This window comes from Pseudomonas sp. I3-I5 (assembly GCF_022699445.1).
In the GTDB taxonomy this organism is placed as follows: domain Bacteria; phylum Pseudomonadota; class Gammaproteobacteria; order Pseudomonadales; family Pseudomonadaceae; genus Aquipseudomonas; species Aquipseudomonas fulva.
In genome coordinates, this window is record NZ_CP093940.1 from 3,740,273 (window position 1) to 3,761,934 (window position 21,662).

At 62.0% G+C, this 21,662-nt stretch carries 19 protein-coding genes; 14 read left to right on the forward strand and 5 right to left on the reverse strand.

What is annotated here, in order from left to right; all coding sequences use genetic code 11:
• The first annotated feature begins 51 nt into the window (after nt 1-51).
• Genes MOP87_RS16695 through MOP87_RS16710 form a run of 4 tightly spaced genes read left to right on the forward strand, consistent with a single transcriptional unit; the run spans nt 52 to nt 3,946 of the window.
• Entirely contained in the window at nt 52-1,062 is a 1,011-nt protein-coding gene (locus tag MOP87_RS16695) for an ABC transporter permease subunit (protein WP_027913714.1), read from the forward strand.
• A 9-nt stretch (nt 1,063-1,071) separates the two neighbouring features.
• Nucleotides 1,072-1,998 carry an ABC transporter permease subunit gene (locus MOP87_RS16700; RefSeq protein ID WP_027913713.1) on the forward strand — a complete coding sequence of 309 codons (927 nt, stop codon included), beginning with the start codon at nt 1,072-1,074 and terminating at the stop codon, nt 1,996-1,998.
• 11 nt (nt 1,999-2,009) lie between these two features.
• A complete protein-coding gene (locus MOP87_RS16705; protein ID WP_027913712.1) occupies nt 2,010-2,978 on the forward strand; it encodes an ABC transporter ATP-binding protein in 969 nt (322 codons plus the stop codon).
• The gene (locus MOP87_RS16710; protein WP_027913711.1) at nt 2,978-3,946 is read left to right on the forward strand and encodes a peptide ABC transporter ATP-binding protein; all 969 of its coding nucleotides are present in this window, start codon (nt 2,978-2,980) and stop codon (nt 3,944-3,946) included. The genes MOP87_RS16705 and MOP87_RS16710 overlap by 1 nt, the downstream gene beginning before the upstream one ends.
• Before the next feature lie 221 nt (nt 3,947-4,167).
• Here MOP87_RS16710 and MOP87_RS16715 read toward each other — a convergent pair whose 3' ends face one another.
• Nucleotides 4,168-5,067 carry a hypothetical protein gene (locus MOP87_RS16715; RefSeq protein ID WP_027913710.1) on the reverse strand — a complete coding sequence of 300 codons (900 nt, stop codon included), beginning with the start codon at nt 5,065-5,067 and terminating at the stop codon, nt 4,168-4,170.
• Between the two features lie 210 nt (nt 5,068-5,277).
• Between MOP87_RS16715 and MOP87_RS16720 the strand changes: the two genes are divergently transcribed.
• From MOP87_RS16720 to MOP87_RS16735, 4 genes are all read left to right on the forward strand, one after another.
• Nucleotides 5,278-6,078 carry a helix-turn-helix domain-containing protein gene (locus MOP87_RS16720; RefSeq protein ID WP_110606880.1) on the forward strand — a complete coding sequence of 267 codons (801 nt, stop codon included), beginning with the start codon at nt 5,278-5,280 and terminating at the stop codon, nt 6,076-6,078.
• 63 nt (nt 6,079-6,141) lie between these two features.
• Entirely contained in the window at nt 6,142-7,548 is a 1,407-nt protein-coding gene (locus MOP87_RS16725) for an FAD-binding oxidoreductase (protein ID WP_027913708.1), read from the forward strand.
• Nucleotides 7,549-7,576: 28 nt separating this feature from the next.
• Nucleotides 7,577-7,918 carry a cupin domain-containing protein gene (locus tag MOP87_RS16730; RefSeq protein ID WP_028687039.1) on the forward strand — a complete coding sequence of 114 codons (342 nt, stop codon included), beginning with the start codon at nt 7,577-7,579 and terminating at the stop codon, nt 7,916-7,918.
• A 51-nt stretch (nt 7,919-7,969) separates the two neighbouring features.
• Complete coding sequence (locus tag MOP87_RS16735; protein WP_242809820.1) at nt 7,970-9,049, forward strand: polyamine ABC transporter substrate-binding protein; 1,080 nt, start codon at nt 7,970-7,972, stop codon at nt 9,047-9,049.
• A 109-nt stretch (nt 9,050-9,158) separates the two neighbouring features.
• On the opposite strand, the gene MOP87_RS16740 is transcribed toward MOP87_RS16735, so the two are convergent.
• Together MOP87_RS16740 and MOP87_RS16745 are read right to left on the reverse strand one after the other, a co-directional pair.
• Nucleotides 9,159-10,742, reverse strand: coding sequence for a peptide chain release factor 3 (locus tag MOP87_RS16740; protein WP_028687037.1), 1,584 nt, complete (start codon nt 10,740-10,742; stop codon nt 9,159-9,161).
• Nucleotides 10,743-10,834: 92 nt separating this feature from the next.
• Nucleotides 10,835-11,410, reverse strand: a complete 576-nt coding sequence (locus MOP87_RS16745) for a hypothetical protein (RefSeq protein WP_027913704.1) — start codon at nt 11,408-11,410, stop codon at nt 10,835-10,837.
• 360 nt (nt 11,411-11,770) lie between these two features.
• Here MOP87_RS16745 and MOP87_RS16750 point away from each other — a divergent pair, with 360 nt between their 5' ends.
• The 6 genes from MOP87_RS16750 to MOP87_RS16775 all read left to right on the forward strand — a co-directional run bounded on the left by MOP87_RS16750 (nt 11,771) and on the right by MOP87_RS16775 (nt 19,587).
• Nucleotides 11,771-12,484 (forward strand): ABC transporter permease, encoded by a 714-nt coding sequence (locus MOP87_RS16750; protein ID WP_242809821.1) that lies wholly within the window; start codon nt 11,771-11,773, stop codon nt 12,482-12,484.
• Nucleotides 12,485-12,497: 13 nt separating this feature from the next.
• Nucleotides 12,498-13,409: a glycine betaine ABC transporter substrate-binding protein gene (locus tag MOP87_RS16755; RefSeq protein WP_027913702.1), complete on the forward strand. Its 912-nt coding sequence runs from the start codon at nt 12,498-12,500 to the stop codon at nt 13,407-13,409.
• Nucleotides 13,406-14,059 (forward strand): ABC transporter permease, encoded by a 654-nt coding sequence (locus MOP87_RS16760; protein WP_242809822.1) that lies wholly within the window; start codon nt 13,406-13,408, stop codon nt 14,057-14,059. Before MOP87_RS16755 ends, MOP87_RS16760 begins: the two co-directional genes overlap by 4 nt.
• Entirely contained in the window at nt 14,056-15,213 is a 1,158-nt protein-coding gene (locus MOP87_RS16765) for an ABC transporter ATP-binding protein (RefSeq protein WP_027913700.1), read from the forward strand. Before MOP87_RS16760 ends, MOP87_RS16765 begins: the two co-directional genes overlap by 4 nt.
• Before the next feature lie 470 nt (nt 15,214-15,683).
• Nucleotides 15,684-16,847, forward strand: a complete 1,164-nt coding sequence (locus MOP87_RS16770) for a type III PLP-dependent enzyme (protein ID WP_023533340.1) — start codon at nt 15,684-15,686, stop codon at nt 16,845-16,847.
• A 190-nt stretch (nt 16,848-17,037) separates the two neighbouring features.
• Nucleotides 17,038-19,587 (forward strand): sulfite reductase flavoprotein subunit alpha, encoded by a 2,550-nt coding sequence (locus MOP87_RS16775; protein WP_242809823.1) that lies wholly within the window; start codon nt 17,038-17,040, stop codon nt 19,585-19,587.
• A gap of 50 nt (nt 19,588-19,637) precedes the next feature.
• Here the strand turns inward: MOP87_RS16775 and MOP87_RS16780 are convergent, their stop codons facing one another.
• Nucleotides 19,638-20,429, reverse strand: a complete 792-nt coding sequence (locus MOP87_RS16780) for an amidohydrolase (protein ID WP_027913698.1) — start codon at nt 20,427-20,429, stop codon at nt 19,638-19,640.
• Nucleotides 20,417-21,565, reverse strand: coding sequence for a pyridoxal phosphate-dependent aminotransferase (locus MOP87_RS16785; RefSeq protein ID WP_181073667.1), 1,149 nt, complete (start codon nt 21,563-21,565; stop codon nt 20,417-20,419). The genes MOP87_RS16780 and MOP87_RS16785 overlap by 13 nt, the downstream gene beginning before the upstream one ends.
• Nucleotides 21,566-21,662 lie beyond the last annotated feature (97 nt).

Genomic DNA, 21,662 nt, shown 5'->3' on the forward strand with positions numbered 1-21,662 from the left:
GCACTGCCGTGGCAGGTACCTGCCATGCGGCCTGATGAGGTAACTGCGACCATGTTGAGTTTTATTGCCCGGCGCTTGGGCCTGTTGATCCCGACCTTTTTCGGCATCACCTTGCTGACCTTCGCGCTGATACGCCTGATCCCCGGTGACCCGGTGGAAGTGATGATGGGCGAACGCAGGGTCGACCCGGAAATGCACGCCCAGGCCATGGAGCGGCTGGGCCTGAACAAACCGTTGCCGGCCCAGTACCTGGACTACATCGGCAAGCTGGCCCAGGGCGACCTGGGCGAGTCGCTGCGCACGCGCGAGAGCGTATGGAGCGAGTTCACCACCTTGTTCCCGGCCACCCTGGAACTGGCCATGGCCGCCTTGCTGTTCGCCGGCGTGGTCGGCTTGCTGGCCGGGGTGATCGCCGCGCTCAAGCGCGGCTCGCTGTTCGACCATGGGGTGATGGGGATTTCGCTGGCGGGCTACTCGATGCCGATCTTCTGGTGGGGCCTGATCCTGATCATGTTCTTCTCGGTGAGCCTGGGCTGGACCCCGGTATCCGGGCGCATCGACCTGCTCTATGACATCGAGCCCAAGACCGGCTTCATGCTCATCGACACCCTGCTCAGCGACGAAGAGGGTTCGTTCAAGGATGCCGTGATGCACCTGATTCTGCCGGCCATCGTACTGGGTACCATTCCGCTGGCGGTGATCGCACGCATGACGCGTTCCTCCATGCTCGAAGTGTTGCGCGAGGACTACATCCGCACGGCGCGCGCCAAGGGGCTGTCCCCGGCCCGGGTCGTGTTCATGCACGGCTTGCGCAACGCCCTGATTCCCGTCCTGACCGTGTTCGGCCTGCAGGTCGGCACCTTGCTGGCCGGTGCGGTGTTGACCGAAACCATTTTCTCCTGGCCGGGCATCGGCAAATGGCTGATCGAAGCCATCGGCGCCCGTGACTACCCCGTGGTCCAGAACGGCATTCTGTTGATTGCCTGCCTGGTGATCCTGGTCAACTTCGTCGTGGACATTCTCTACGGCCTGGCCAATCCACGCATCCGTCATCAGCGCTGAGGCCCCGTCATGACCAACCCGACTGCAAAAACCCTGTCCCCAGTCAGCCCGGTGGACCAGAGCCTTCTCTACCCCTCGCCCTACAAGGAATTCTGGCAGGCCTTCGCGCGCAACAAGGGCGCGGTGATGGGCCTGGCGTTCATGTGCGTGGTGGTGTTCTGCGCGCTGTTCGCGCCCTGGGTCGCGCCCCACGACCCCAGCGAGCAGTACCGCGATTTTCTGCTCACCCCCCCGGTGTGGCTGGAGGGTGGCACTTGGCAGTTCATCCTGGGCACCGATGAGCTTGGCCGCGACCTGCTCTCGCGCTTGATCCAAGGGGCGCGCCTGTCCTTGCTGATTGGCTTGTCCTCGGTGGTGATATCGTTGATCCCCGGCATTCTGCTCGGGTTGCTGGCGGGCTTCTTCCCGCACTTCGTCGGCCCTTCGATCATGCGCCTGATGGACGTGATGCTGGCCCTGCCCTCGCTGCTGCTGGCCGTCGCCATCGTCGCCATCCTCGGCCCTGGCCTGATCAACACCGTCATCGCCATTGCCATCGTCTCGCTGCCCTCCTACGTGCGCCTGACCCGCGCCGCCGTGATGGGCGAGCTGAACCGCGACTACGTCACCGCTGCCCGGCTGGCAGGCGCTGGGCTGGGGCGCCTGATGTTCGTGACCGTGCTGCCCAACTGCATGGCGCCGCTGATCGTGCAGGCCACCTTGAGCTTTTCCTCGGCCATTCTCGACGCCGCCGCCCTGGGCTTCCTGGGCCTTGGTGTGCAACCCCCGACGCCGGAGTGGGGCACCATGCTGGCCTCGGCCAGGGATTACATCGAGCGCGCCTGGTGGGTGGTGAGCCTGCCGGGCCTGACCATCCTGCTCAGCGTACTGGCGATCAACCTGATGGGTGATGGCCTGCGCGATGCGCTCGACCCCAAACTCAAGAACGCCGCCTGAGGAGCACACCCATGTCTTTGTTGCAGATCAACAACCTCAACGTGCGTTTTGGCGACGCGGACGCCGTGCCAGTGGTGGACGGGCTGGACTTACAGGTTCAAGCCGGCGAAATCCTGGCCATCGTCGGCGAGTCCGGCTCGGGCAAATCGGTGACCATGATGGCCCTGATGGGCCTGGTCGAGGCCCCTGGCCGGATCACGGCCGATGCCATGACATTCGACGGTACCGACATGCTCACCCTCAGCGGCCGGCAACGGCGCAAGGTGGTGGGCAAGGACATCGCCATGGTCTTCCAAGACCCCATGACGGCCCTGAACCCCAGCTACACCGTGGGTTATCAGATCGAAGAAGTCCTGCGTCAACACCTGGGCCTCAAGGGCAAGGCGGCGCGGCAACGGGCCCTGGAACTGCTGCAGAAGGTCGAGATCCCGGCCGCCGAAAGCCGCCTGGACGCTTATCCGCATCAACTGTCCGGCGGCATGAGCCAACGGGTGGCCATCGCCATGGCCATCGCCGGTGAGCCGAAGCTGCTGATCGCCGATGAGCCGACCACGGCGCTGGACGTGACCATCCAGGCGCAGATCATGGAGCTGCTGGTCAACCTGCAACAGGAGCGCAACATGGCCCTGATCCTGATCACCCATGACCTGGCGGTAGTGGCCGAGACCGCGCGCCGGGTGTGCGTGATGTATGCAGGCCAGGCCGTGGAGGTGGGCCAGGTGCCAGAGCTGTTCGACGTCCCTGCCCACCCCTATACCGAAGCCCTGCTGGCGGCGATTCCCGAACACAGCCTGGGTGCCGAGCGCTTGGCTACCCTGCCTGGCATCGTCCCGGGCCGCTATGACCGGCCAACGGGTTGCCTGCTGTCACCGCGTTGCCCTTATGTGCAGGACAACTGCCGACACCAGCGCCCGGCCCTGGACCCCAAGGCCCAGAGCCTGGCCCGTTGTTTCTACCCACTGAACCAGGAGGTGGCGTGATGGCCGTCGTTCTATCGGCCCGGGACCTGACCCGGCATTACGAAGTCTCCCGCGGGTTGTTCAAGGGCCATGCGCTGGTGCGCGCGCTCAATGGCGTTTCGTTCGAACTGGAGGCGGGCAAGACGTTGGCGGTAGTCGGTGAGTCCGGTTGCGGCAAGTCGACCCTGGCCCGCGCCCTGACCCTGATCGAGCAGCCCACCTCAGGCTCGCTGCAGATTGCAGGTACCGAGGTCACCGGAGCCAGCAAGGCCGAGCGCAAGCAACTGCGCCGGGACGTGCAGATGGTCTTCCAGAGCCCTTACGCCTCGCTCAACCCGCGGCAGAAGATCGGTGACCAGCTGGCCGAGCCTTTGCTGATCAACACCGCGCTGAGCAAGGCGCAGCGCCGTGACAGGGTGCAGAAGATGATGGAGCAGGTGGGGCTGCGCCCGGAGCATTACCAGCGCTATCCGCACATGTTCTCCGGTGGGCAGCGTCAGCGTATCGCGCTGGCACGGGCCATGATGTTGCAGCCCAAGGTGTTGGTGGCCGACGAGCCGACATCTGCACTGGATGTGTCCATCCAGGCCCAGGTGCTGAACTTGTTCATGGACATGCAGCAGCAGTACGGTACCGGTTATGTATTCATCTCCCACAACCTGGCGGTAGTACGTCACGTGGCTGACGATGTGCTGGTCATGTACTTGGGCAGGCCGGCGGAGATGGGGCCCAAAGCCGATATCTACGAAAAGCCGCTGCATCCGTACACCCAGGCTCTATTGTCTGCCACACCCGCTATTCATCCAGACCCGTCCAAGCCGCGCATCCGCATTGCCGGTGAGCTGCCCAACCCGCTCAACCCGCCGGATGGCTGCGCTTTTCACAAACGCTGCCCCTACGCGACCGATCGCTGCGCCAATGAGGTGCCGGCGTTCAGGCAAGTGGAGACCCGGCAGGTGGCTTGTCATTATGCGGAGCAGTTTCTTTAACGAAGGTACGGCGCGGTCGGTCGGGCGGACCGGCACGACCGCTCCGAATTCACTCACCATCAGAAGCGACGCAAGGCAGCAGACCGACAAATGAGACATAAACGAAAAGGGCCGCTAAGCGGCCCTTTTCGTCAGTGCATGAACAGTGCAATCAGAATGATGACTGGAATCGGTACACCCAGCATCCATAGCAATATCGAGCGCATGTTCGTTCTCCTTACTTAGCGTTGAATGGTGCGGTGAGCGACGTAGTCGCCTTCGAGCCACTGAACCTGGTCGCGACGACGACCACCGTACAGCGCGGCCAGGCTGGCGAAGAAGGCGCCGCACAGCAGGGCCACGAAGGTCCACAGGGCAGTCCAGGCAGCCACTTTGGCAGCGGTGTCTGCAGCCTGCTTGGCATCGGTTTTCAGTTGCTGAACCTGAGCCATGACCTGATCGACGCGAGCTTCGGCTTCCGGTTGAGAAAGGCGGGTGCGCTGGGCAACCAGCTGCGCCAGGTAGGCACGGTCTTCAGGTGCCAGGGCGCCGTCACCGGCAAAGCCTTTGGCCAGGATGCGAGCGGCAACACCGTTGGCCGCATCATCGCTGACAGGCGCCGGGCCCTCGCCACGGAACAGGCCGTCGACGAAGTAGTCCAGGGACTCATCCGAGGCATTGGAAGCGGCAGCGCCACCGGCAGCGGCGGTCATGCCGGCCGCTTGAGTGGCTGCACTGGCACCAGCGCCCACGATGTTGCCGGCTGTGCCCAGTACAAGCATGGCCGTTACCAGGGTAGCCACGGCCCACGACAGGAAGCCGTGTGCAGTGTCGCGGAAATACACTTCGTCGCCGTGCAGATTGGCCCATTTCACGCGCAGACGGCCGGCAATGTAGCCGCCCATGCCCGAAGCGATGATCTGGGTCAGGAGCAACCAGACAATGGTAGAGATGCCCAGGGCTTTCGCACTGGCCCCTTCATCTGCCCATGGCGAGGTCGCGGCAAAGCCGAGCCCTGCACCGAGTACCACCAGAAGGAGGGAGATGGCAGCAGCACCGGCTGCGCCAGCAAAGATTGCTGCCCAGGAAACACCTGAGCGGCTTTGTGTATCGACAACGGGATAGTCGGCAGATGAGATCATGATGTGGTCGCCTGTGTTGTTAGCGAGAAGTCCATTCGCGCATTAAACGTTGCAGCGGCTGTGCCAGTTGCCGTAAAAAATCATGCCCTTTGAAATCAACAACTTACAAAAACAGGTTAATTATTGACCGTGCAAAATGCGCGAATCGACCTGTAGCGTCAGGTGTTCTGCATTCTTGTCGCCACGCCAGGGAAAGGGCATGATCCGTCCATGACCCTGCCCGATGGCCCGTCCCAGACACCGATTACCGCCGACACCGTGATGCGCTACCACCTGTGCTGGAAGCATCGTGATCTCGATGGCGTGATGGCGCTGTACCACCCCGACATTCAATACCACGACTTCTTTCAGAACCGTGTGCTGGGCCATGCCGAGCTGCGTATGTACGTGGGCGCCTGCCTGCCCCATGCCGCCGGCGAGGACATCGTGCACAGCGACCGTATCCGCGTCGATGGCTGCACGGCGTATATTCAGTACCAAGTCACCGTGCAGGGCGGGGACGGCCTGGTGGCGTTCCAGTCCAGCGAGGCGATCACGGTCAAGGACGGTCTGATCTGGCAGGTCAATGAATACGCCACACTCGTGCGTCAGCACAGCGCAAGCAGCACCAGTCGCACCTCACGGCCCGCCACCAGCCGGCTTGGGCTGTCCCCGCGCCAGTTGTCTACCATGGCGCAAGACCTTGAGCACTACTTCCAGCGACATCGTCCGTACCTGGATCCTGACTTGAGTTTGCAACAGGTCGCCCAGGCCAGCGGTTACAGCCGCAATCAGATTTCCTACTTGCTGAACCAGGTGCTGGGCCAGCGTTTTTACCGCTACGTCAACCAAGCCCGCCTTCAGCACCTGATGACGATCCTGGCGAATGACAGCGGCCAGACGTCCATCGATGACCTGGCGTTCAACGCCGGTTTCAACTCGCTGTCCGCGTTCTACAAATGCTTCCGCGAGCATACCGGGCTGACGCCAAAGGCCTATCTCAAACAGATTTCCTCGCGTGCACGCACGTAAGACAACCGCTGGCGTTGGCCACTAGCATCGCTCCATCACCTGATCGCTTGTGGAGCCCGGCCCATGCAGCCTCTGCGTACACTCAGCTTGTGGATGGACCAGCTGCAAGAGCCGCTGTGCGCGCGCCCTGCCCTGCGTGAAAATGTCGAGGCCGACGTCTGCATCATCGGCGCTGGCTACACAGGCCTGTGGACCGCTTACTACCTCAAGCGCCAGGCACCGCACCTCAATGTCGTGGTAATCGAGGCCAACATCGCAGGGTTTGGCGCCTCGGGGCGCAACGGCGGGTGGTTGATGGGCAATTTGCTGGGTGAAGATCGCCTGTTGGCCAGCCTGTCGCCGGTTCAGCGCCGCGCCAGCATCGAGCTGCTGCATGACATTCCAGACGAAGTACAGCGCGTGTTGCACCGCGAACAGCTCGATTGCGACTACCGCAAGGGCGGCGTGTTGTACTGCGCAGCCCGTTATCCCGAGCAGGAGCGAAGCCTGCGTGCCTACCTGGATCACTTGTACAACCTGGGCATGACCGAGGACGATTACCACTGGCTGCGTCCAGCGCAACTGCAGGGCCAGTTGCGTGTAAGCAATGCCTATGGGGCTATCTACAGCCCGCACACGGCCACGATTCAGCCGGCCAAGCTCGTCCGTGGCCTGGCCAGCGCAGTCGAGGCCCTGGGGGTGCCGATCTACGAAAACACACCGGCGCTGGACTGGCAACCTGGCGAAGTGACCACCCCGTTGGCACGCCTGCGGTGCAACTGGATCGTCCCGGCGGTGGAAGGCTATGCCGCCAGCTTGCCGCCGTTGGGCAAACACCAGTTGCCGGTTCAGAGCCTGATGGTCGCTACCGAGCCTTTGCCTGAGGCCATTTGGGCGCAGATCGGCCTCGACCAGGGACAAGCCTTCAGCGAGGGCAGCCGACAGGTGACCTATGGTCAGCGCACTGCCGATGATCGGCTGGTGTTCGGTGCCCGAGGTGGCTACCGCTTCGGTGGCAGGTTGCGTGAGGACTTCAACCTCCAGGCCCATGAAATCGAGCTGCGTCGCTACCTGTTCAGCGAGCTGTTTCCCCAACTGCGCCATGTACGCATCACCCATTCGTGGGGTGGCAACCTGGGCATGGCGCGGCGCTTCCAGCCGCACATGCTGTGCGACCGCCAGCGGGGTATCGCGTTGGCCGGAGGCTACGGCGGTGAAGGCGTAGGCGCGACCAACCTGGGTGGTCGCACCCTGGCTGCACTTATCCTGAATCAGCAGAACGCACTCACCGGGCAGCCTTGGGTACATGACAACAGGCCGCTATCGAGCCTGGCCAGCTGGCCTCCGGAGCCCAGCCGCTGGTTGGGGTACAACGCCATCATCCAGAGTTTCGTCCACGAGGACCGTACCCTGGCCAACCCCGCGACACCGCCATGGAGACGGCAACTGGCCAGCAAGCTGGCAGATTTCATGGAAGGTTTCATGCACTGATTCTTCACCCAAACCGGACCGACCTTTCATGAGCATCACTCAGTTCAAACGGGCAGACAGCGCCGTTTTGCAGTCCAGCAGCCCTGTCGCCGTACCGCTCGGCCAACCCGTGGCGGTGACATCGACCACGAGCGTGCAACGCAGCGATGGCGTGGAGACGGGAATCTGGGAATGCACCCCAGGGCGCTGGCGACGGCAAATCACGCAACAGGAGTTCTGCCACTTCATCAAGGGGCGCTGCACCTTCACCCCTGACGATGGCGAGCCCCTGGTCATAGAAGCCGGAGACGCATTGATGCTACCGGCCAACAGCACTGGCACCTGGGATATCCAGGAAACCGTGCGCAAGACCTACGTACTTATCTTCTGATCCGCTGATCGCCTGCCTTCGATAACAACACACAAAGCAAGGTAACCCGATATGCGCACGCTTATCATCGCCCCCTTGATGCTGGCCGCCAGCGTGGCCAGCGCGGCAGAAACCGTCAAGATCTACAACTGGTCCAGTTACATCGCGCCCGACACCTTGAAGCAGTTCCAGCAAGCCACCGGCATCGTGCCCACCTACGACGTCTATGACAGCAACGAGACCCTCGATGGCAAGTTGATGACCGGCAATTCCGGCTACGACGTGGTGTTTCCCTCCAACCATTTCATGGCCCGGCAAATCCAGGGCAAAGCCCTCAAGCGCCTGGACAAGTCGCAGTTGCCCAACTGGAAGAACCTCAACCCAGTGCTGCTCAAGGCCCTGGAGGGCAATGACCCAGGCAACCAGTACGGGTTCCCGTACCTCTGGGGCAGCACGGGCATCGGCTACAACATCGACAAGGTCAAAGCCGTATTGGGCGACGACGCGCCGGTCGACTCCTGGGACCTGATCTTCAAGCCGCAGTACATGAGCAAGCTCAAAGGTTGTGGTGTGGCGGTGCTGGACAATGGCCCCGAGTTGCTACCCATCGCCTTGCATTACCTGGGGCTGCCCCACCATAGCCAGAACCCGGCCGACTACGACAAGGCCAAGGCGCTGCTGATGCAGGTGCGGCCGTACATCAGCTATTTCCATTCATCCAAGTACACGGCGGACCTGGCCAATGGCGACGTCTGCGTGGTGGTCGGGTTCTCGGGGGACGTGCTCCAGGCAAAGAATCGCGCCAAGGAGGCCCATAACGGGGTCAAGGTCGGCTACTCGATACCCAAGGAGGGGGCGCCGATGTGGTTCGACATGGTGGCCATGCCCGCCGATGCGCCGGATGAAAAGGCCGGGTATGCCTACATGAACTACCTGCTGGAGCCGCAGGTAATGGCCGCCATCAGCAATCATGTGCAATACGCCAACGCCAACCTGCAAGCCGATGCGCTGGTTGACCCGGCGCTCAAGGCCAACACCATGATCTATCCGAGCGAAGCGGTGATGGGCAAGTTGTACGCGCTAGAAGCGATGCCGGCCAAGATAGACCGCATCAGGACGCGTATCTGGACCAGTGTGAAGGCGGGCAACTGATGCCTGCGCCTGCGAAAGTGGCAGGAAATGGTTGAGGTGAGCGAGGCGAACGTCGGGCCGCCCTGCTCGCGCAAGGGCCCGGCCAGCGAAGTGGCCGGGCCTTTTACGCTCAGTGGTGCTCGCGCGTGGCGCGGAACTTGACGTCAGGCCAGCGCTCTTCCATCAGCGACAGGTTGACCCGGGTGGGCGCCAGGTAGGTCAGGTGCCCGCCACCATCGATGGCCAGGTTCTCCATGGCCTTGTTCTGGAATTCCTCCAGCTTCTTCTTGTCGTCGCAGGCGATCCAGCGCGCCGACCACACGGTGATGGGCTCGTAGGCACACTCGACCTTGTATTCTTCCTTCAGGCGGCTGGCAACCACGTCGAACTGCAGCACACCGACCGCACCGAGGATGATGTCGTTGCTGCGCTCGGGGAAGAACACCTGGGTAGCACCTTCTTCGGCCAGCTGCTGCAGGCCCTGACGCAACTGCTTGGATTTCAGCGGGTCTTTCAGGCGCACGCGGCGGAACAGTTCCGGGGCGAAGTGCGGGATGCCGGTAAAGCCCAGCGCCTCGCCTTCGGTGAAGGTGTCACCGATCTGGATGGTGCCGTGGTTGTGCAAACCGATGATGTCGCCGGCGTAGGCTTCTTCGAGCTGCTCACGCTCGGACGAGAAGAAGGTCAGCGCATCGCCGATGCGAAGGTCCTTGTTCAGCCGCACGTGGCGCATTTTCATGCCCTTTTCGTACTTGCCCGAGCAGATGCGCATGAAGGCGATACGGTCCCGGTGTTTCGGGTCCATGTTCGCCTGGATCTTGAACACGAAGCCGGTGAATTTCTCTTCCACGGGCTCGACGGTACGCTCGTGGGCAACACGGCCCAGCGGGCGCGGCGCCCAGTCGACGACGGCATCGAGCACGTGGTCGACACCGAAGTTGCCCAGTGCGGTACCGAAGAACACAGGGGTCAGTTGACCGTTGATGAATTCGTCCTGGTCGAACTCGTGGCAAGCGCCCTGCACCAGCTCCAGCTGCTCGACGAACGCGTCGTACTGGTCGCCCAGGTGGGCGCGGGCTTCGTCCGAGTCCAGATTGCGAATGATCTTGGCTTCGGTGCGCTCGTGGCCGTGGCCGGGCGTGTAGACGATGATGTAGTCACCGGTCAGGTGGTACACGCCCTTGAAGTCACGGTAACACCCGATAGGCCAGGTAATCGGTGCGGCCTTGATCTTCAGAACGGCTTCGATTTCGTCGAGCAGTTCGATCGGGTCGCGAATGTCGCGGTCGAGCTTGTTGATGAAGCTGACGATGGGCGTGTCGCGCAGGCGGCATACGTCCATCAGGGCAATGGTCCGCGGCTCTACACCTTTACCGCCGTCGAGCACCATCAGCGCCGAGTCCACCGCGGTGAGGGTGCGATAGGTGTCTTCGGAGAAGTCTTCGTGCCCGGGGGTGTCGAGCAGGTTGATCATGTGCTCTCGGTACGGGAACTGCATCACCGAAGTGGTGATGGAGATGCCGCGCTGCTTCTCCATTTCCATCCAGTCGGAGGTGGCGTGGCGGTCGGACTTGCGCGACTTCACGGTGCCGGCGACGGAGATGGCCTTGCCCATCAGCAACAGCTTCTCGGTGATGGTGGTCTTACCGGCGTCGGGGTGGGAAATGATTGCGAAAGTGCGGCGCTTCGCGACTTCGGCGGCCTGGTTGGTCATGGGAAATCGCCTGACTGGGGGATTTGAAAGGGGCGATATCATACCTGAACTCTGGCGTCAGGCCAAAACCTGCCGCCACGCGCTGGCCCGCCTCAATGATCGTCCATGAGCTCCTGGCCGACATGCAGAATGTCCAGTTCCAGGTCCATGGGCTGTCCACCCTCATTGACCACATAGGCAAACCAGTGACCTGCCACCGTTTCCTTGCGATAGGCCTGAAGCGGTATGTTCGAGCGGGTATGGATACGGCCACGAATCGTCTGCCCTGGTTCGACGATGGATGTCATGCTCCGCCACTCGCCACCCTCGTCCATCTGCATGAACTTCCACAATGTTTGCTCGCCGGGAGGTGCGGCATAGAGGCCGGCGTAGCCATTGTTGCTGCAGTCGAGGTGGCAATTGGCAGACTGAAAATCCCGCCCCGTCTTTCGGCTCCAAGACTGGATGTCGTAGTAAGGACGGCCAATCGCGGCGTCGAACAGGCAACGGAACATGAACATGTGTGGCGACTTTGTCACCAGAGAGGTGACGATCATCCAGTCATCGGCGGCGCGTGCGGCCTGTTGGCCGCGCTCGACCAATTTAGCGCAGTCCAGATACCCCGGCGCGTCCAGGGACAGACAACGTACCTGGGCGATGAACGATCGGTCATAACTGTAATTCAGCATGGCATGGGACCTGTGCAAGATTGAACAAAAACGACTTTTTTCCAGTTCGCTACAGCCCAGTATTGAAGAGGCCTATGAGCGTAATGAGCACCTGGAAACAATGACTTGCGAGCTGCGCAGGGCTGGCCAAATGCTTCCCCAGATGGGAACCTTGGTGCCTTGGGAGACGTCCATTGCCCTGAATTGCACCTCGACTCAGGGCTGAATTCATCAGCATCTTCGATGCCCGACGGGGCTCGACTCATTGCATGAACGCTCAGCTTCAACGGCATCATGCTGCTACTCGCGAACACACCACCGCTGCCCTCGAGGGCTGGCCAAGAAGAAGTGTGCTCGCCGACGACAAGAAGGAGTCCACCTGTGGCGACACGCTACGGAAAAGGGCTGTTGGGATGGGCCGCCGTGCTCGTCATCCTGGCCCTGCTGGTCCATTGGATCGGCCTCGACACGATCGCGCGCTACCGCGACGATCTGACGTTCTACCTGCAAGCGCACCTGGTTCTGGTGCTGGCTTCGATGGCGGCGGCATTGGCCGTGGGCATCCCCGCCGGCATTGCCTTGAGTCGACCGCACAGGGTCGACAAAGCCGAGCGGTTCATGCAGTTCTTCAACATTGGCAACACCATCCCTCCCTTGGCCGTACTGGCCATCGCCCTGAGCGTGCTAGGCATCGGCGCAGGGCCTGCCATTTTCGCCCTGTTCCTCGCCTCCCTCCTGCCCATCGTGCGCAACACCTACGAAGGGCTGAAAAACGTTCCCGCCTCGCTCAGGGAAGCCGCTACCGGCATCGGCATGACGCCGCGCCAGCAGTTATGGCAGGTCGAGCTGCCCAACGCCGTGCCCATCATCGTCGGCGGCGTGCGTGTGGCGCTGGCACTGAACGTGGGCACCGCCCCGCTCGCCTTCCTGATCGGTGCCAACAGCCTGGGCAGCCTGATCTTCCCCGGCATCGCCCTGAACAACCAGCCCCAGCTTTTGCTGGGCGCCGCTTGCACGGCACTGCTGGCATTGCTGCTGGACGCACTGGTGACGTTCGCCAGCAAGCGCTGGCTGGAACGTGGCCTGGCCCAATAACCCGAGGAAAACCATGAAGAACGCAATCGCCTTGCTCCTGGGCGCGGTCCTGCTGTCGGCAGGTTTTGCCCAGGCGGCAGACAAACCGTTGATCCGTATCGGCGCCCGGGTATTCACCGAACAGACCGTGCTCGCCGAAATCACTGCCCAATACCTGCGCGCCCATGGCTTCGATGTGCGCGTCACTGGCGGCCTTGGCAGCAGCCTGGCACGTCAGGCGCAGGAAACCGGGCAGCTTGACCTGATGTGGGAATACACCGGGGTCTCGCTGGTGTCCTACAACCATGTCGAAGAACGCATGCCCAGCGCGGCGGCCACCTATGCCAGGGTCAAGGCTCTGGACGCCGAAAAGGGACTGGTCTGGCTCAAGCCTTCCAAGTTCAGCAACACCTATGCATTGGCTTTGCCTAGCGAAGTGGCCAAAGCCTACCCACAGGTCAACACCATCAGCCAGTTGAACCAGGTGTTGATGGACGAGCAGGCGCGCAAGCACGTGGTTGCGCTGGACACCGAGTTCGCCAACCGGCCCGACGGCCTGGATGGCCTGCAGGCGCGGTATGGCATGCAGCTGGGGCGCGCCAACATCCGCCAGATGGATGCAGGCCTGGTCTACACCGCGCTGCGCAATGCCCAGGTGTTCGCAGGCCTGGTGTACACCACCGATGGCCGGCTCAACGCGTTCAAGCTCAAGCTGCTCGAAGACGACAAGCACTACTTCCCGGATTACACGGCAGGCCCGGTGGTGCGCAAGGCCGTACTCGACGCTCACCCGCAGTTGGCCAGCCTGCTCGCGCCTCTGGCCGAGCAATTGGACGACGAGACCATGCGCCAGCTCAACGCCAAGGTCGATGTGCAGCATCAAAGCCCCTCCTCGGTCGCGGCCGACTTCCTGCGAGAACATCCCTTGAAGGAGGTGACGCCATGACATTGCTCGACACTTTCGCGCACCTGGACTGGGCCCTGGTGCTGCAGCTGACCTGGCAGCACATCATGTTGGTGGGCGTGGCCGTGGGCCTGGCCATCCTGATCGGGGTGCCGCTGGGCATCGTCATGACCCGCTTCCCGTTCCTGGCCGGGCCCGTGCAGGCCAGCGCCACGGTACTGCTGACCATCCCGTCGATCGCCCTGTTCGGGCTGCTGTTGCCGTTTTACTCCACGTTCGGCCAGGGCCTGGGCCCGCTGCCTGCCATCACGGCGGTGTTTCTCTATTCCCTGCTGCCGATCCTGCGCAACACCTACTTGGCGCTGAGCAACGTCGAGCCCGGTATTCGCGAGGCTGCCCGGGGCATTGGCATGACCTTCGGCCAACGCCTGCGCATGGTCGAGTTGCCCATCGCGGTACCGGTGATTCTCGCCGGCGTGCGTACGGCCGTGGTGATGAACATCGGCGTAATGACCATCGCCGCCACCATCGGAGCCGGTGGCCTGGGCGTCCTCATCCTCACCTCCATCAGCCGCAGCGACATGTCGATGCTGCTGGTCGGCGCCGTGCTGGTCAGCCTGCTGGCGATCATCGCCGACCTGCTTCTGCAAACCCTGCAACGTGCCCTGACTCCAGAAGGAATGCGCTCATGATCGAACTGAAAAACCTCAGCAAGACCTTCAACGTCAACGGCAAGGACGTCAAGGCCGTGGACGCGGTCAGCCTCACGGTCAATGAAGGCGAAATCTGCGTGTTCCTGGGCCCGTCAGGGTGCGGCAAGAGCACCACCCTGAAGATGATCAACCGCCTGATCACACCCACCTCGGGGCAGGTGTTCATCAATGGCGAAGACACCAGCGGGCTGGACGAGGTCAGCCTGCGTCGTCACATCGGCTATGTGATCCAGCAGATCGGCCTGTTCCCGAACATGACCATCGAGGAGAACATCACCGTCGTCCCTCGCCTGCTCGGGTGGGACAAGCAGCGCTGCGCCGAGCGCGCCCGGGAGCTGATGCACATGATCAAGCTCGAACCCAAGCAGTACCTGCAGCGCTACCCCCGCGAACTCTCCGGGGGTCAGCAGCAGCGGATCGGGGTGATCCGCGCCTTGGCAGCCGACGCCCCGGTGCTGTTGATGGACGAACCGTTCGGCGCCGTGGACCCCATCAACCGGGAGATGATCCAGAACGAATTCTTCGAGATGCAGCGGGCCTTGAACAAGACCGTGATCATGGTCAGCCATGACATCGACGAAGCCATCAAGCTGGGCGACAAGATTGCCATCTTCCGTGCGGGCAAGCTGTTGCAGCTGGATCACCCGGACACCTTGCTGGCGCACCCGGCCGATGACTTCGTGAGCAACTTCGTCGGCCAGGACAGCACCCTGAAGCGGCTGCTGCTGGTACGTGCCGAAGATGCCGCTGACAATGCCCCGGCGGTAAGCCCGCAGACCCCAGTGCATGATGCGCTGGAGCTGCTGGATGAACATGATCGCCGCTACGTGGTGGTGACCGATGCCGCGAACAAGGCGCTTGGCTATGTGCGCCGACGCGACATGCACCGCCAGCAAGGCACGTGCGCCGACTTCCTACGGCCGTTCAACGCCACGGCGGCGCACGATGAGAACCTGCGTATCTTGTTGTCGCGCATGTACGAGTTCAACCGCGCCTGGCTCCCAGTACTGGACGCCGAGCAGGTGTTCCTGGGCGAGGTCACCCAGGAGTCGATTGCAGCCTACCTGAGTTCGGGCCGCTCGCGTGGGGCGAAATCCACCATCGTCTCGCCCGCCGAGATGGTGACGTCCTAAAAGCCTCTCATCGCAAAAAAAAGACGTGACGAGGGCGGACGGAACAAAAAATTCACGGGCCGTTTTCTGAACGCCCGTACCAGGCTCGGGTGGCCATAAATATGAACACCCGAGCCTACCTTTCGCACCGCTCGATCATCTCCAAAAGCACGTCGTGCCCATGCAGAGGGGCTTGGGTTTAAGCCCCCTGCTAAGGGCTATTCCACAATTCTTTACGTCTGAAGCGCACTGGGGAACATCAGCCGCTCACATGGGTCGTTTATCCCAGGCGTGGCAGCTCGATCATCGCCGATTCATCAGGGATTGCCTGTTGATTCTGCCGAGTTCACGTCCTAAAGTGCGCGCCGAACGTCCATGCTGGAAACGATCCATCCGGCTCAAGTACTGAGTAGGCGAACCAAAGTGGGGATACGGAGGACGTTCAGTTTGCAGCCACTTAAATTTTCAGTTTGCCCATGGAGTCCCTGAGCATGTCGATCCAGGTCGAAGACTATTTCGCACGCGACACCTTCCAGAAAATGAAGGCGTTTGCCGACAAGCAGGAAACGCCGTTCGTACTCATCGATACCCAGATGATCAGCAAGGCTTATGACGACCTGCGCGCCGGGTTCGAATTCGCCAAGGTGTACTACGCCGTCAAGGCCAACCCAGCCGTCGAGATCATCGACCTGCTCAAGGACAAGGGCTCGAACTTCGACATCGCCTCCATCTACGAGCTGGACAAGGTGATGAACCAGGGTGTCAGCGCCGACCGCATCAGCTACGGCAACACCATCAAGAAATCCAAGGACATTCGCTACTTCTACGAGAAGGGCGTGCGCCTGTACGCCACTGACTCCGAGGCAGACCTGCGCAACATCGCCAAGGCCGCGCCGGGTTCGAAAGTGTACGTACGTATCCTGACCGAAGGCTCCACCACCGCTGACTGGCCGCTGTCGCGCAAGTTCGGTTGCCAGACCGACATGGCCATGGACCTGTTGATCCTCGCCCGCGACCTGGGCCTGGTGCCCTATGGCATCTCCTTCCACGTGGGCTCGCAACAGCGCGACATCAGCGTGTGGGACGCCGCCATCGCCAAGGTGAAGGTGATCTTCGAACGGCTCAAGGAAGAAGACGGTATCGAACTGAAGCTGATCAACATGGGCGGCGGCTTCCCGGCCAACTACATTACCCGCACCAACAGCTTGGAAACCTATGCCGAAGAGATCATTCGCTTCCTCAAGGAAGACTTCGGTGACGACTTGCCAGAAATCATCCTGGAGCCGGGCCGTTCGCTGATTGCCAACGCCGGCATCCTGGTTAGCGAAGTGGTGTTGGTGGCACGCAAGTCGCGCACGGCCGTCGAGCGCTGGATCTACACCGACGTCGGCAAGTTCTCGGGCCTGATCGAAACCATGGACGAGTCCATCAAGTTCCCGATCTGGACCGAGAAAAAGGGCGAAACCGAGGAAGTGGTCATCGCCGGGCCTACCTGTGACAGCGCCGACATCATGTACGAGCACTACAAGTATGGTCTGCCGCTGAACCTGGCCATTGGCGATCGCCTGTACTGGCTGTCGACCGGTGCCTATACCACCAGCTACAGCGCGGTGGAGTTCAATGGGTTCCCGCCGCTCAAAGCCTTCTACCTGTAATCCATGACGGGGCCCAAAGGCCCCGTTTTCATGTCTGCGCAATAAAGCCGACCGCACGTTGGTCACCGGCGCTACACCTCCCGCCACTCACCTTGTGAATGTGAACGAATCTCAATTGCCGCGTACTGGAGCTTCCATTAACATCCGCCAGCGCGACGCAGGGTGCGGCGGCGATACAAGGTGATCGAAGGTGTTGAAGAAGACGCTGTTCCAGCTGCATTGGTTATTCGGCATCACGGCCGGGCTGGTTCTTGCAGTGATGGGTATCACCGGGGCGCTCTATTCGTTTCAGGACGAACTGCTGGGCGCGTTCAATGCCGATGTGCTGCGCGTGGAGGTACGCCCAGAGGGCGTGCTGCCGCCTGCTGAACTGGTGCGGCGGGTCGAGGCCCAGCAACACGACAAGGTCGCCATGCTGTGGGTCGACGTCCGTGAAGGCGAAGCCGCCAGGATCTTCTTCACACCTGCACCGGGCGAGCGGCGCGGCCCGTTGCGCTACGCAGACCCGTATACGGGCCAGTTGCTGGGCGAGGTGTCTGGGCAAGGCTTCTTCACCCTCATGCTCACGCTTCACCGCTTTCTGGCCATGGGCGACACGGGCAGGCAGATCACCGGTGCCTCGACGCTGCTGTTGGTGTTCTTCTGCCTGTCGGGCCTGTACCTGCGTTGGCCGCGCAATGCCACGAACTGGCGAACCTGGCTGACGCTGGATTGGGCCAAGAAAGGCCGCGCGTTCAACTGGGACCTGCACGCCGTGGCAGGCACTTGGTGCCTGCTCTTCTACCTGCTATTTGCCCTGACGGGCCTGTTCTGGTCCTACGAATGGTACCGCGAAGGCCTGAACCGGCTACTGGCCGATCCGCCGGTCGCTGGGCAGCCACAGGCGCAAAAAGCCCGGCGCCACGGGGCTGCGCCCATCGACCCAAACGCACCGGCGCTGAACGTCGACTACGACGCCCTCTGGGCCAGCCTGCGCAACGCCGCAGGTCCAGGCCTTGCCAGCTACAACCTGCGCCTGCCCCCAGTTGGCGGTCAACCTGCCAACGTGTTCTACCTGCTCGATGACGCCGACCACCCCAGGGCATTCGACACCTTGGTCCTGGACCCTGCCAATGGCAAGGTTAGCCGTCACGAACGCTACAGTGACAAGTCACTCAAGGCCCAATTGCTCCAGAGCGTGTACGCGCTGCATGTCGGCGAATACTTTGGCCTGGTTGGACGCATCGTTCTGACCTTGGCCAGCCTGGCCATGCCAATCTTCTTCGTCACGGGCTGGCTGCTCTACCTGGATCGACGACGCAAGAAACGTCAGGTTCGGGCTGCCCGCCGCCACGTGACCTGCGATGAGGTCAACAGCGAGAGCTGGCTGATCGGCTACGCCAGCCAGAGTGGTACGGCCGAGCAACTGGCCTGGCACAGCGCCGGGCAACTGCAAGCGGCGGGTTTGCCGGTGCAGGTCAGGGCATTGGGTACGTTGTGTGAAGACGATCTGCGTCAGGCACGCCGTGCGCTGTTCGTCGTCAGCACCTTCGGGGATGCAGACGCCCCTGACAGCGCGCGAGGCTTTGAGCGCAACGTGCTGGGTCAGCCTTTGTCCTTGCAGACGCTCAGCTATGCCCTGCTGGCGCTGGGTGATCGTCAATACCCACAGTTCTGCGGATTCGCCCGCAGGCTTCAGGCGTGGTTGACCGAGCGGGGTGCTCGCTGTGCGTTCAGCCCCATAGAGGTGGACAACGTCGATCAGGCAGCCCTTCAGCAGTGGCATCAGGCGCTGGCGCTTCTGACCGGCACCGCGCCGGTATCCGCTTGGCAAGCTCCCCGTTTTGGCAACTGGTCGCTGATACGCCGTGAACTGCTCAACCCTGGCAGCCAGGGCCATCCGGTCTACCTGCTTGGTCTGCAAGCGCAAGCGCCTGCCGTGTGGGAAGCTGGCGACCTGGTGGAGATTCTGCCGCTCAACGGTCGGCCGAGGGTCGATGCCTTCATCAAAAGCCTGGGGCTGGAGGCGGACACGCAGGTGCAGGTCGAAGGGGTGGTAGAAACGCTTGCCCAAGCACTTGCCGGCCGTCAGTTACCTGCCGTCGGTGAGCATCTGGTCGGGCTGCATGCCCAGGCGGTGGTGGACGCACTGGTGCCCCTCGGCAGCCGCGACTATTCCATCGCGTCAATTGCCAGTGATGGCGTGCTGGAGCTGATCGTGCGCCAGGAGCGCCATCCAAGCGGCGAGGTGGGCGTAGGCTCTGGTTGGCTGACCAAGTACCTGCCGCTCGACGGCACGCTGAGCCTGAGGCTAAGGCGCAACAGCGGCTTCCATGCGCCCCAGGGTAATGTGCCGATGATCCTGATCGGCAACGGCACGGGCCTGGCCGGCCTGCGCAGTCTGCTACGGGCTCGCGTCGCCGCGGGCGAGCGGCGTAACTGGTTGCTGTACGGCGAACGCAACCGTGCTCATGATTTTCTGTGTGGCCAGGAGCTGCAAGGGTTGCTCGCCGCTGGCGATCTGGCACGGCTGGACCTGGCGTTCTCTCGCGACCAGGCTGAAAAAATCTACGTGCAGGATGTGTTGTTGCAGCAGGCGGCATTGTTCAAACGCTGGATGGATGAAGGTGCCTGCGTATACGTCTGCGGCAGCCTGCAGGGCATGGCCGCGGGTGTCGATGCGGCACTCGCAGGCCTGCTTGGGGACGCTGCGGTGCAACGGCTGATCGAAGAGGGGCGCTACCGGCGGGATGTGTACTGACCGGCAGCCAGGCGGCTTTCTGGCATTGATCTTCCGGAACCTCGCCGCAATCAGTGCAGCTCGAAGGTATCGGCGTCCAAGTTGGCCGGGAACTTGGCTCTATAGGCAGCGAGATCCGAGGCACTCAATACCACAGTGAACACGCCATCTGCCTCTCCAGCGCTGAGCAAGCTCTCGCCCTGAAAATCCAGCACCTGGCTATCACCGCTGTACGCGAAACTCTTGCCGTCAGTGCCCACCCGGTTCACAGCCGCGACATAGCACAGGTTTTCGATCCCTCGCGCCGGAAGCAGACGGTTCCAGTGCAGGCGACGTGCTGCCGGCCAGTTGGCCGTGTACAACAGCAGGTCGGTGTCCGTGGCATCCCGGCTCCAGACTGGGAAGCGCAGGTCGTAGCAGATGAGCGGGCGAATACGCCATCCCTTGAGCTCGAACTGCACCTGACGCTCGCCCGGCGTGTAGTGCTCATGCTCACCAGCCATGCGGAACAGATGACGCTTGTCGTAGTGCAGGATCTCGCCATCTGGCCTTGCCCAGAGCAGGCGGTTACGGTGACTGCCATCGGCCGCCTGAATGATCACGCTGCCCGTGACCACGGCATTGCACTTTTTCGCCTGAGCCTTGAGCCATTTGTACGTCGGGCCATTCTCCGGCTCGGCGAGGCTCTTGGACTGCATGGAAAACCCGGTGGTGAACATTTCCGGCAAGATCACCAGGTCCACCTCGCCCACCTGCTCGAGCAGCACATCGAAATGGGCGAAGTTGGCTTCCCGGTCGTGCCAGGCAAGTGTGGTCTGCACCAGGGCCAGCCTGAGGTCAGGCAGCGTACTCAGATCGCGCATAGTTTCTCCGCCGCCTGACGCAGCGTCTCCTCTCGTTTGGCAAAGCACAGGCGCAGCAGTCGCTGACCGGGAACAGGTTGCTGGTAGAACACCGAGATCGGGATGGTGGCCACGCCATGCTCGCGGGTCAACCACGTCGCCATCTGCACGTCATCGAGGTCCGGTCGGATGTGCGAATAGTCAACCAACTGAAAGTAAGTGCCGGCTGTGGGGGTGAAGCTGAATCGCGAATCCTGCAACAAGCCGCAACACAGGTCGCGCTTGGCTTGATAGAAAGCCGGTAACGCATCGACATGTTCCGGATGCTCGGCCATGAAGTCAGCCAGGGCGTACTGCAACGGGGTCACGCCACAAAAGTTGACGTATTGATGCACCTTGCGCAGTTCGCCGGTGAGGGCCGGCGGTGCGATGACATAGCCCGTCTTCCAACCGGTGACGTGGTACGTCTTGCCAAAGGAGCTGACCACGAACGCACGTCTGTAGAGCTGCTCGTGAGCCAGTACGCACGCATGCTTCACGTCGTCGTAGACCAGGTGTTCGTAGACTTCATCGCTGAGTACGTAGATGTCTCGATCGGCGATCAGCTGGGCCAGCTGATCCAGATCCTTGCTGGAAAGCAAGGCACCGCTGGGGTTATGGGGCGAGTTGAGCACGACCAGACGTGTGCGTGGCGTAAGGGCGTCCGCGAGCTGCTGCCAATCGATGGAAAAATCGCCAGGGTCCAGTTGCAGATGCACGCACCGGCCACCGGCCAGCGCCACCGAGGGCGCGTAGCTGTCGTAGCAGGGGTCGAAGATGATGACCTCGTCCCCTGGCTGCACGACCGCCTGGATAGCGCAGAAGATCGCCTCCGTCGCGCCGGGCGTAATCGTCACTTCATGGTCGGGGTCCACCGTGACACCGTAGAGCCGCTTGACCTTGATGGTCACCTGCTGGCGTAAGGCTGCAAGGCCCGACATGGGCGCGTATTGATTGTGGCCTGCCATGACATGCCGGCCCACCGACTCGAGCAGGGCTTGGGGCCCGTTGAAATCCGGGAAGCCCTGCGAAAGGTTCAGCGCACCGGTCTGGGCGGCGAGCTCTGACATGGTGGTGAAGATGGTCGTGCCGACGTTCGGCAATTTGCTGGGGATCATGGCGCCCTTGCTCCTGGTGCAGCCGGCACGGAAAGAAAGCACGAGCATAGCGGATCGTTTCGTCGGGAAGAAGCCAGTCAAGGCGTGAGTCGCACGT

What these genes read in the sequence shown, in the direction of transcription:
- MOP87_RS16695 (WP_027913714.1), top strand. Translation starts at nt 52, where the DNA reads ATGTTGAGTTTTATTGCCCGGCGCTTGGGCCTGTTGATCCCGACCTTT.
- MOP87_RS16700 (WP_027913713.1), top strand. Translation starts at nt 1,072, where the DNA reads ATGACCAACCCGACTGCAAAAACCCTGTCCCCAGTCAGCCCGGTGGAC.
- MOP87_RS16705 (WP_027913712.1), top strand. Translation starts at nt 2,010, where the DNA reads ATGTCTTTGTTGCAGATCAACAACCTCAACGTGCGTTTTGGCGACGCG.
- MOP87_RS16710 (WP_027913711.1), top strand. Translation starts at nt 2,978, where the DNA reads ATGGCCGTCGTTCTATCGGCCCGGGACCTGACCCGGCATTACGAAGTC.
- MOP87_RS16715 (WP_027913710.1), bottom strand. Translation starts at nt 5,067, where the DNA reads ATGATCTCATCTGCCGACTATCCCGTTGTCGATACACAAAGCCGCTCA.
- MOP87_RS16720 (WP_110606880.1), top strand. Translation starts at nt 5,278, where the DNA reads ATGACCCTGCCCGATGGCCCGTCCCAGACACCGATTACCGCCGACACC.
- MOP87_RS16725 (WP_027913708.1), top strand. Translation starts at nt 6,142, where the DNA reads ATGCAGCCTCTGCGTACACTCAGCTTGTGGATGGACCAGCTGCAAGAG.
- MOP87_RS16730 (WP_028687039.1), top strand. Translation starts at nt 7,577, where the DNA reads ATGAGCATCACTCAGTTCAAACGGGCAGACAGCGCCGTTTTGCAGTCC.
- MOP87_RS16735 (WP_242809820.1), top strand. Translation starts at nt 7,970, where the DNA reads ATGCGCACGCTTATCATCGCCCCCTTGATGCTGGCCGCCAGCGTGGCC.
- MOP87_RS16740 (WP_028687037.1), bottom strand. Translation starts at nt 10,742, where the DNA reads ATGACCAACCAGGCCGCCGAAGTCGCGAAGCGCCGCACTTTCGCAATC.
- MOP87_RS16745 (WP_027913704.1), bottom strand. Translation starts at nt 11,410, where the DNA reads ATGCTGAATTACAGTTATGACCGATCGTTCATCGCCCAGGTACGTTGT.
- MOP87_RS16755 (WP_027913702.1), top strand. Translation starts at nt 12,498, where the DNA reads ATGAAGAACGCAATCGCCTTGCTCCTGGGCGCGGTCCTGCTGTCGGCA.
- MOP87_RS16760 (WP_242809822.1), top strand. Translation starts at nt 13,406, where the DNA reads ATGACATTGCTCGACACTTTCGCGCACCTGGACTGGGCCCTGGTGCTG.
- MOP87_RS16765 (WP_027913700.1), top strand. Translation starts at nt 14,056, where the DNA reads ATGATCGAACTGAAAAACCTCAGCAAGACCTTCAACGTCAACGGCAAG.
- MOP87_RS16770 (WP_023533340.1), top strand. Translation starts at nt 15,684, where the DNA reads ATGTCGATCCAGGTCGAAGACTATTTCGCACGCGACACCTTCCAGAAA.
- MOP87_RS16780 (WP_027913698.1), bottom strand. Translation starts at nt 20,429, where the DNA reads ATGCGCGATCTGAGTACGCTGCCTGACCTCAGGCTGGCCCTGGTGCAG.
- MOP87_RS16785 (WP_181073667.1), bottom strand. Translation starts at nt 21,565, where the DNA reads ATGATCCCCAGCAAATTGCCGAACGTCGGCACGACCATCTTCACCACC.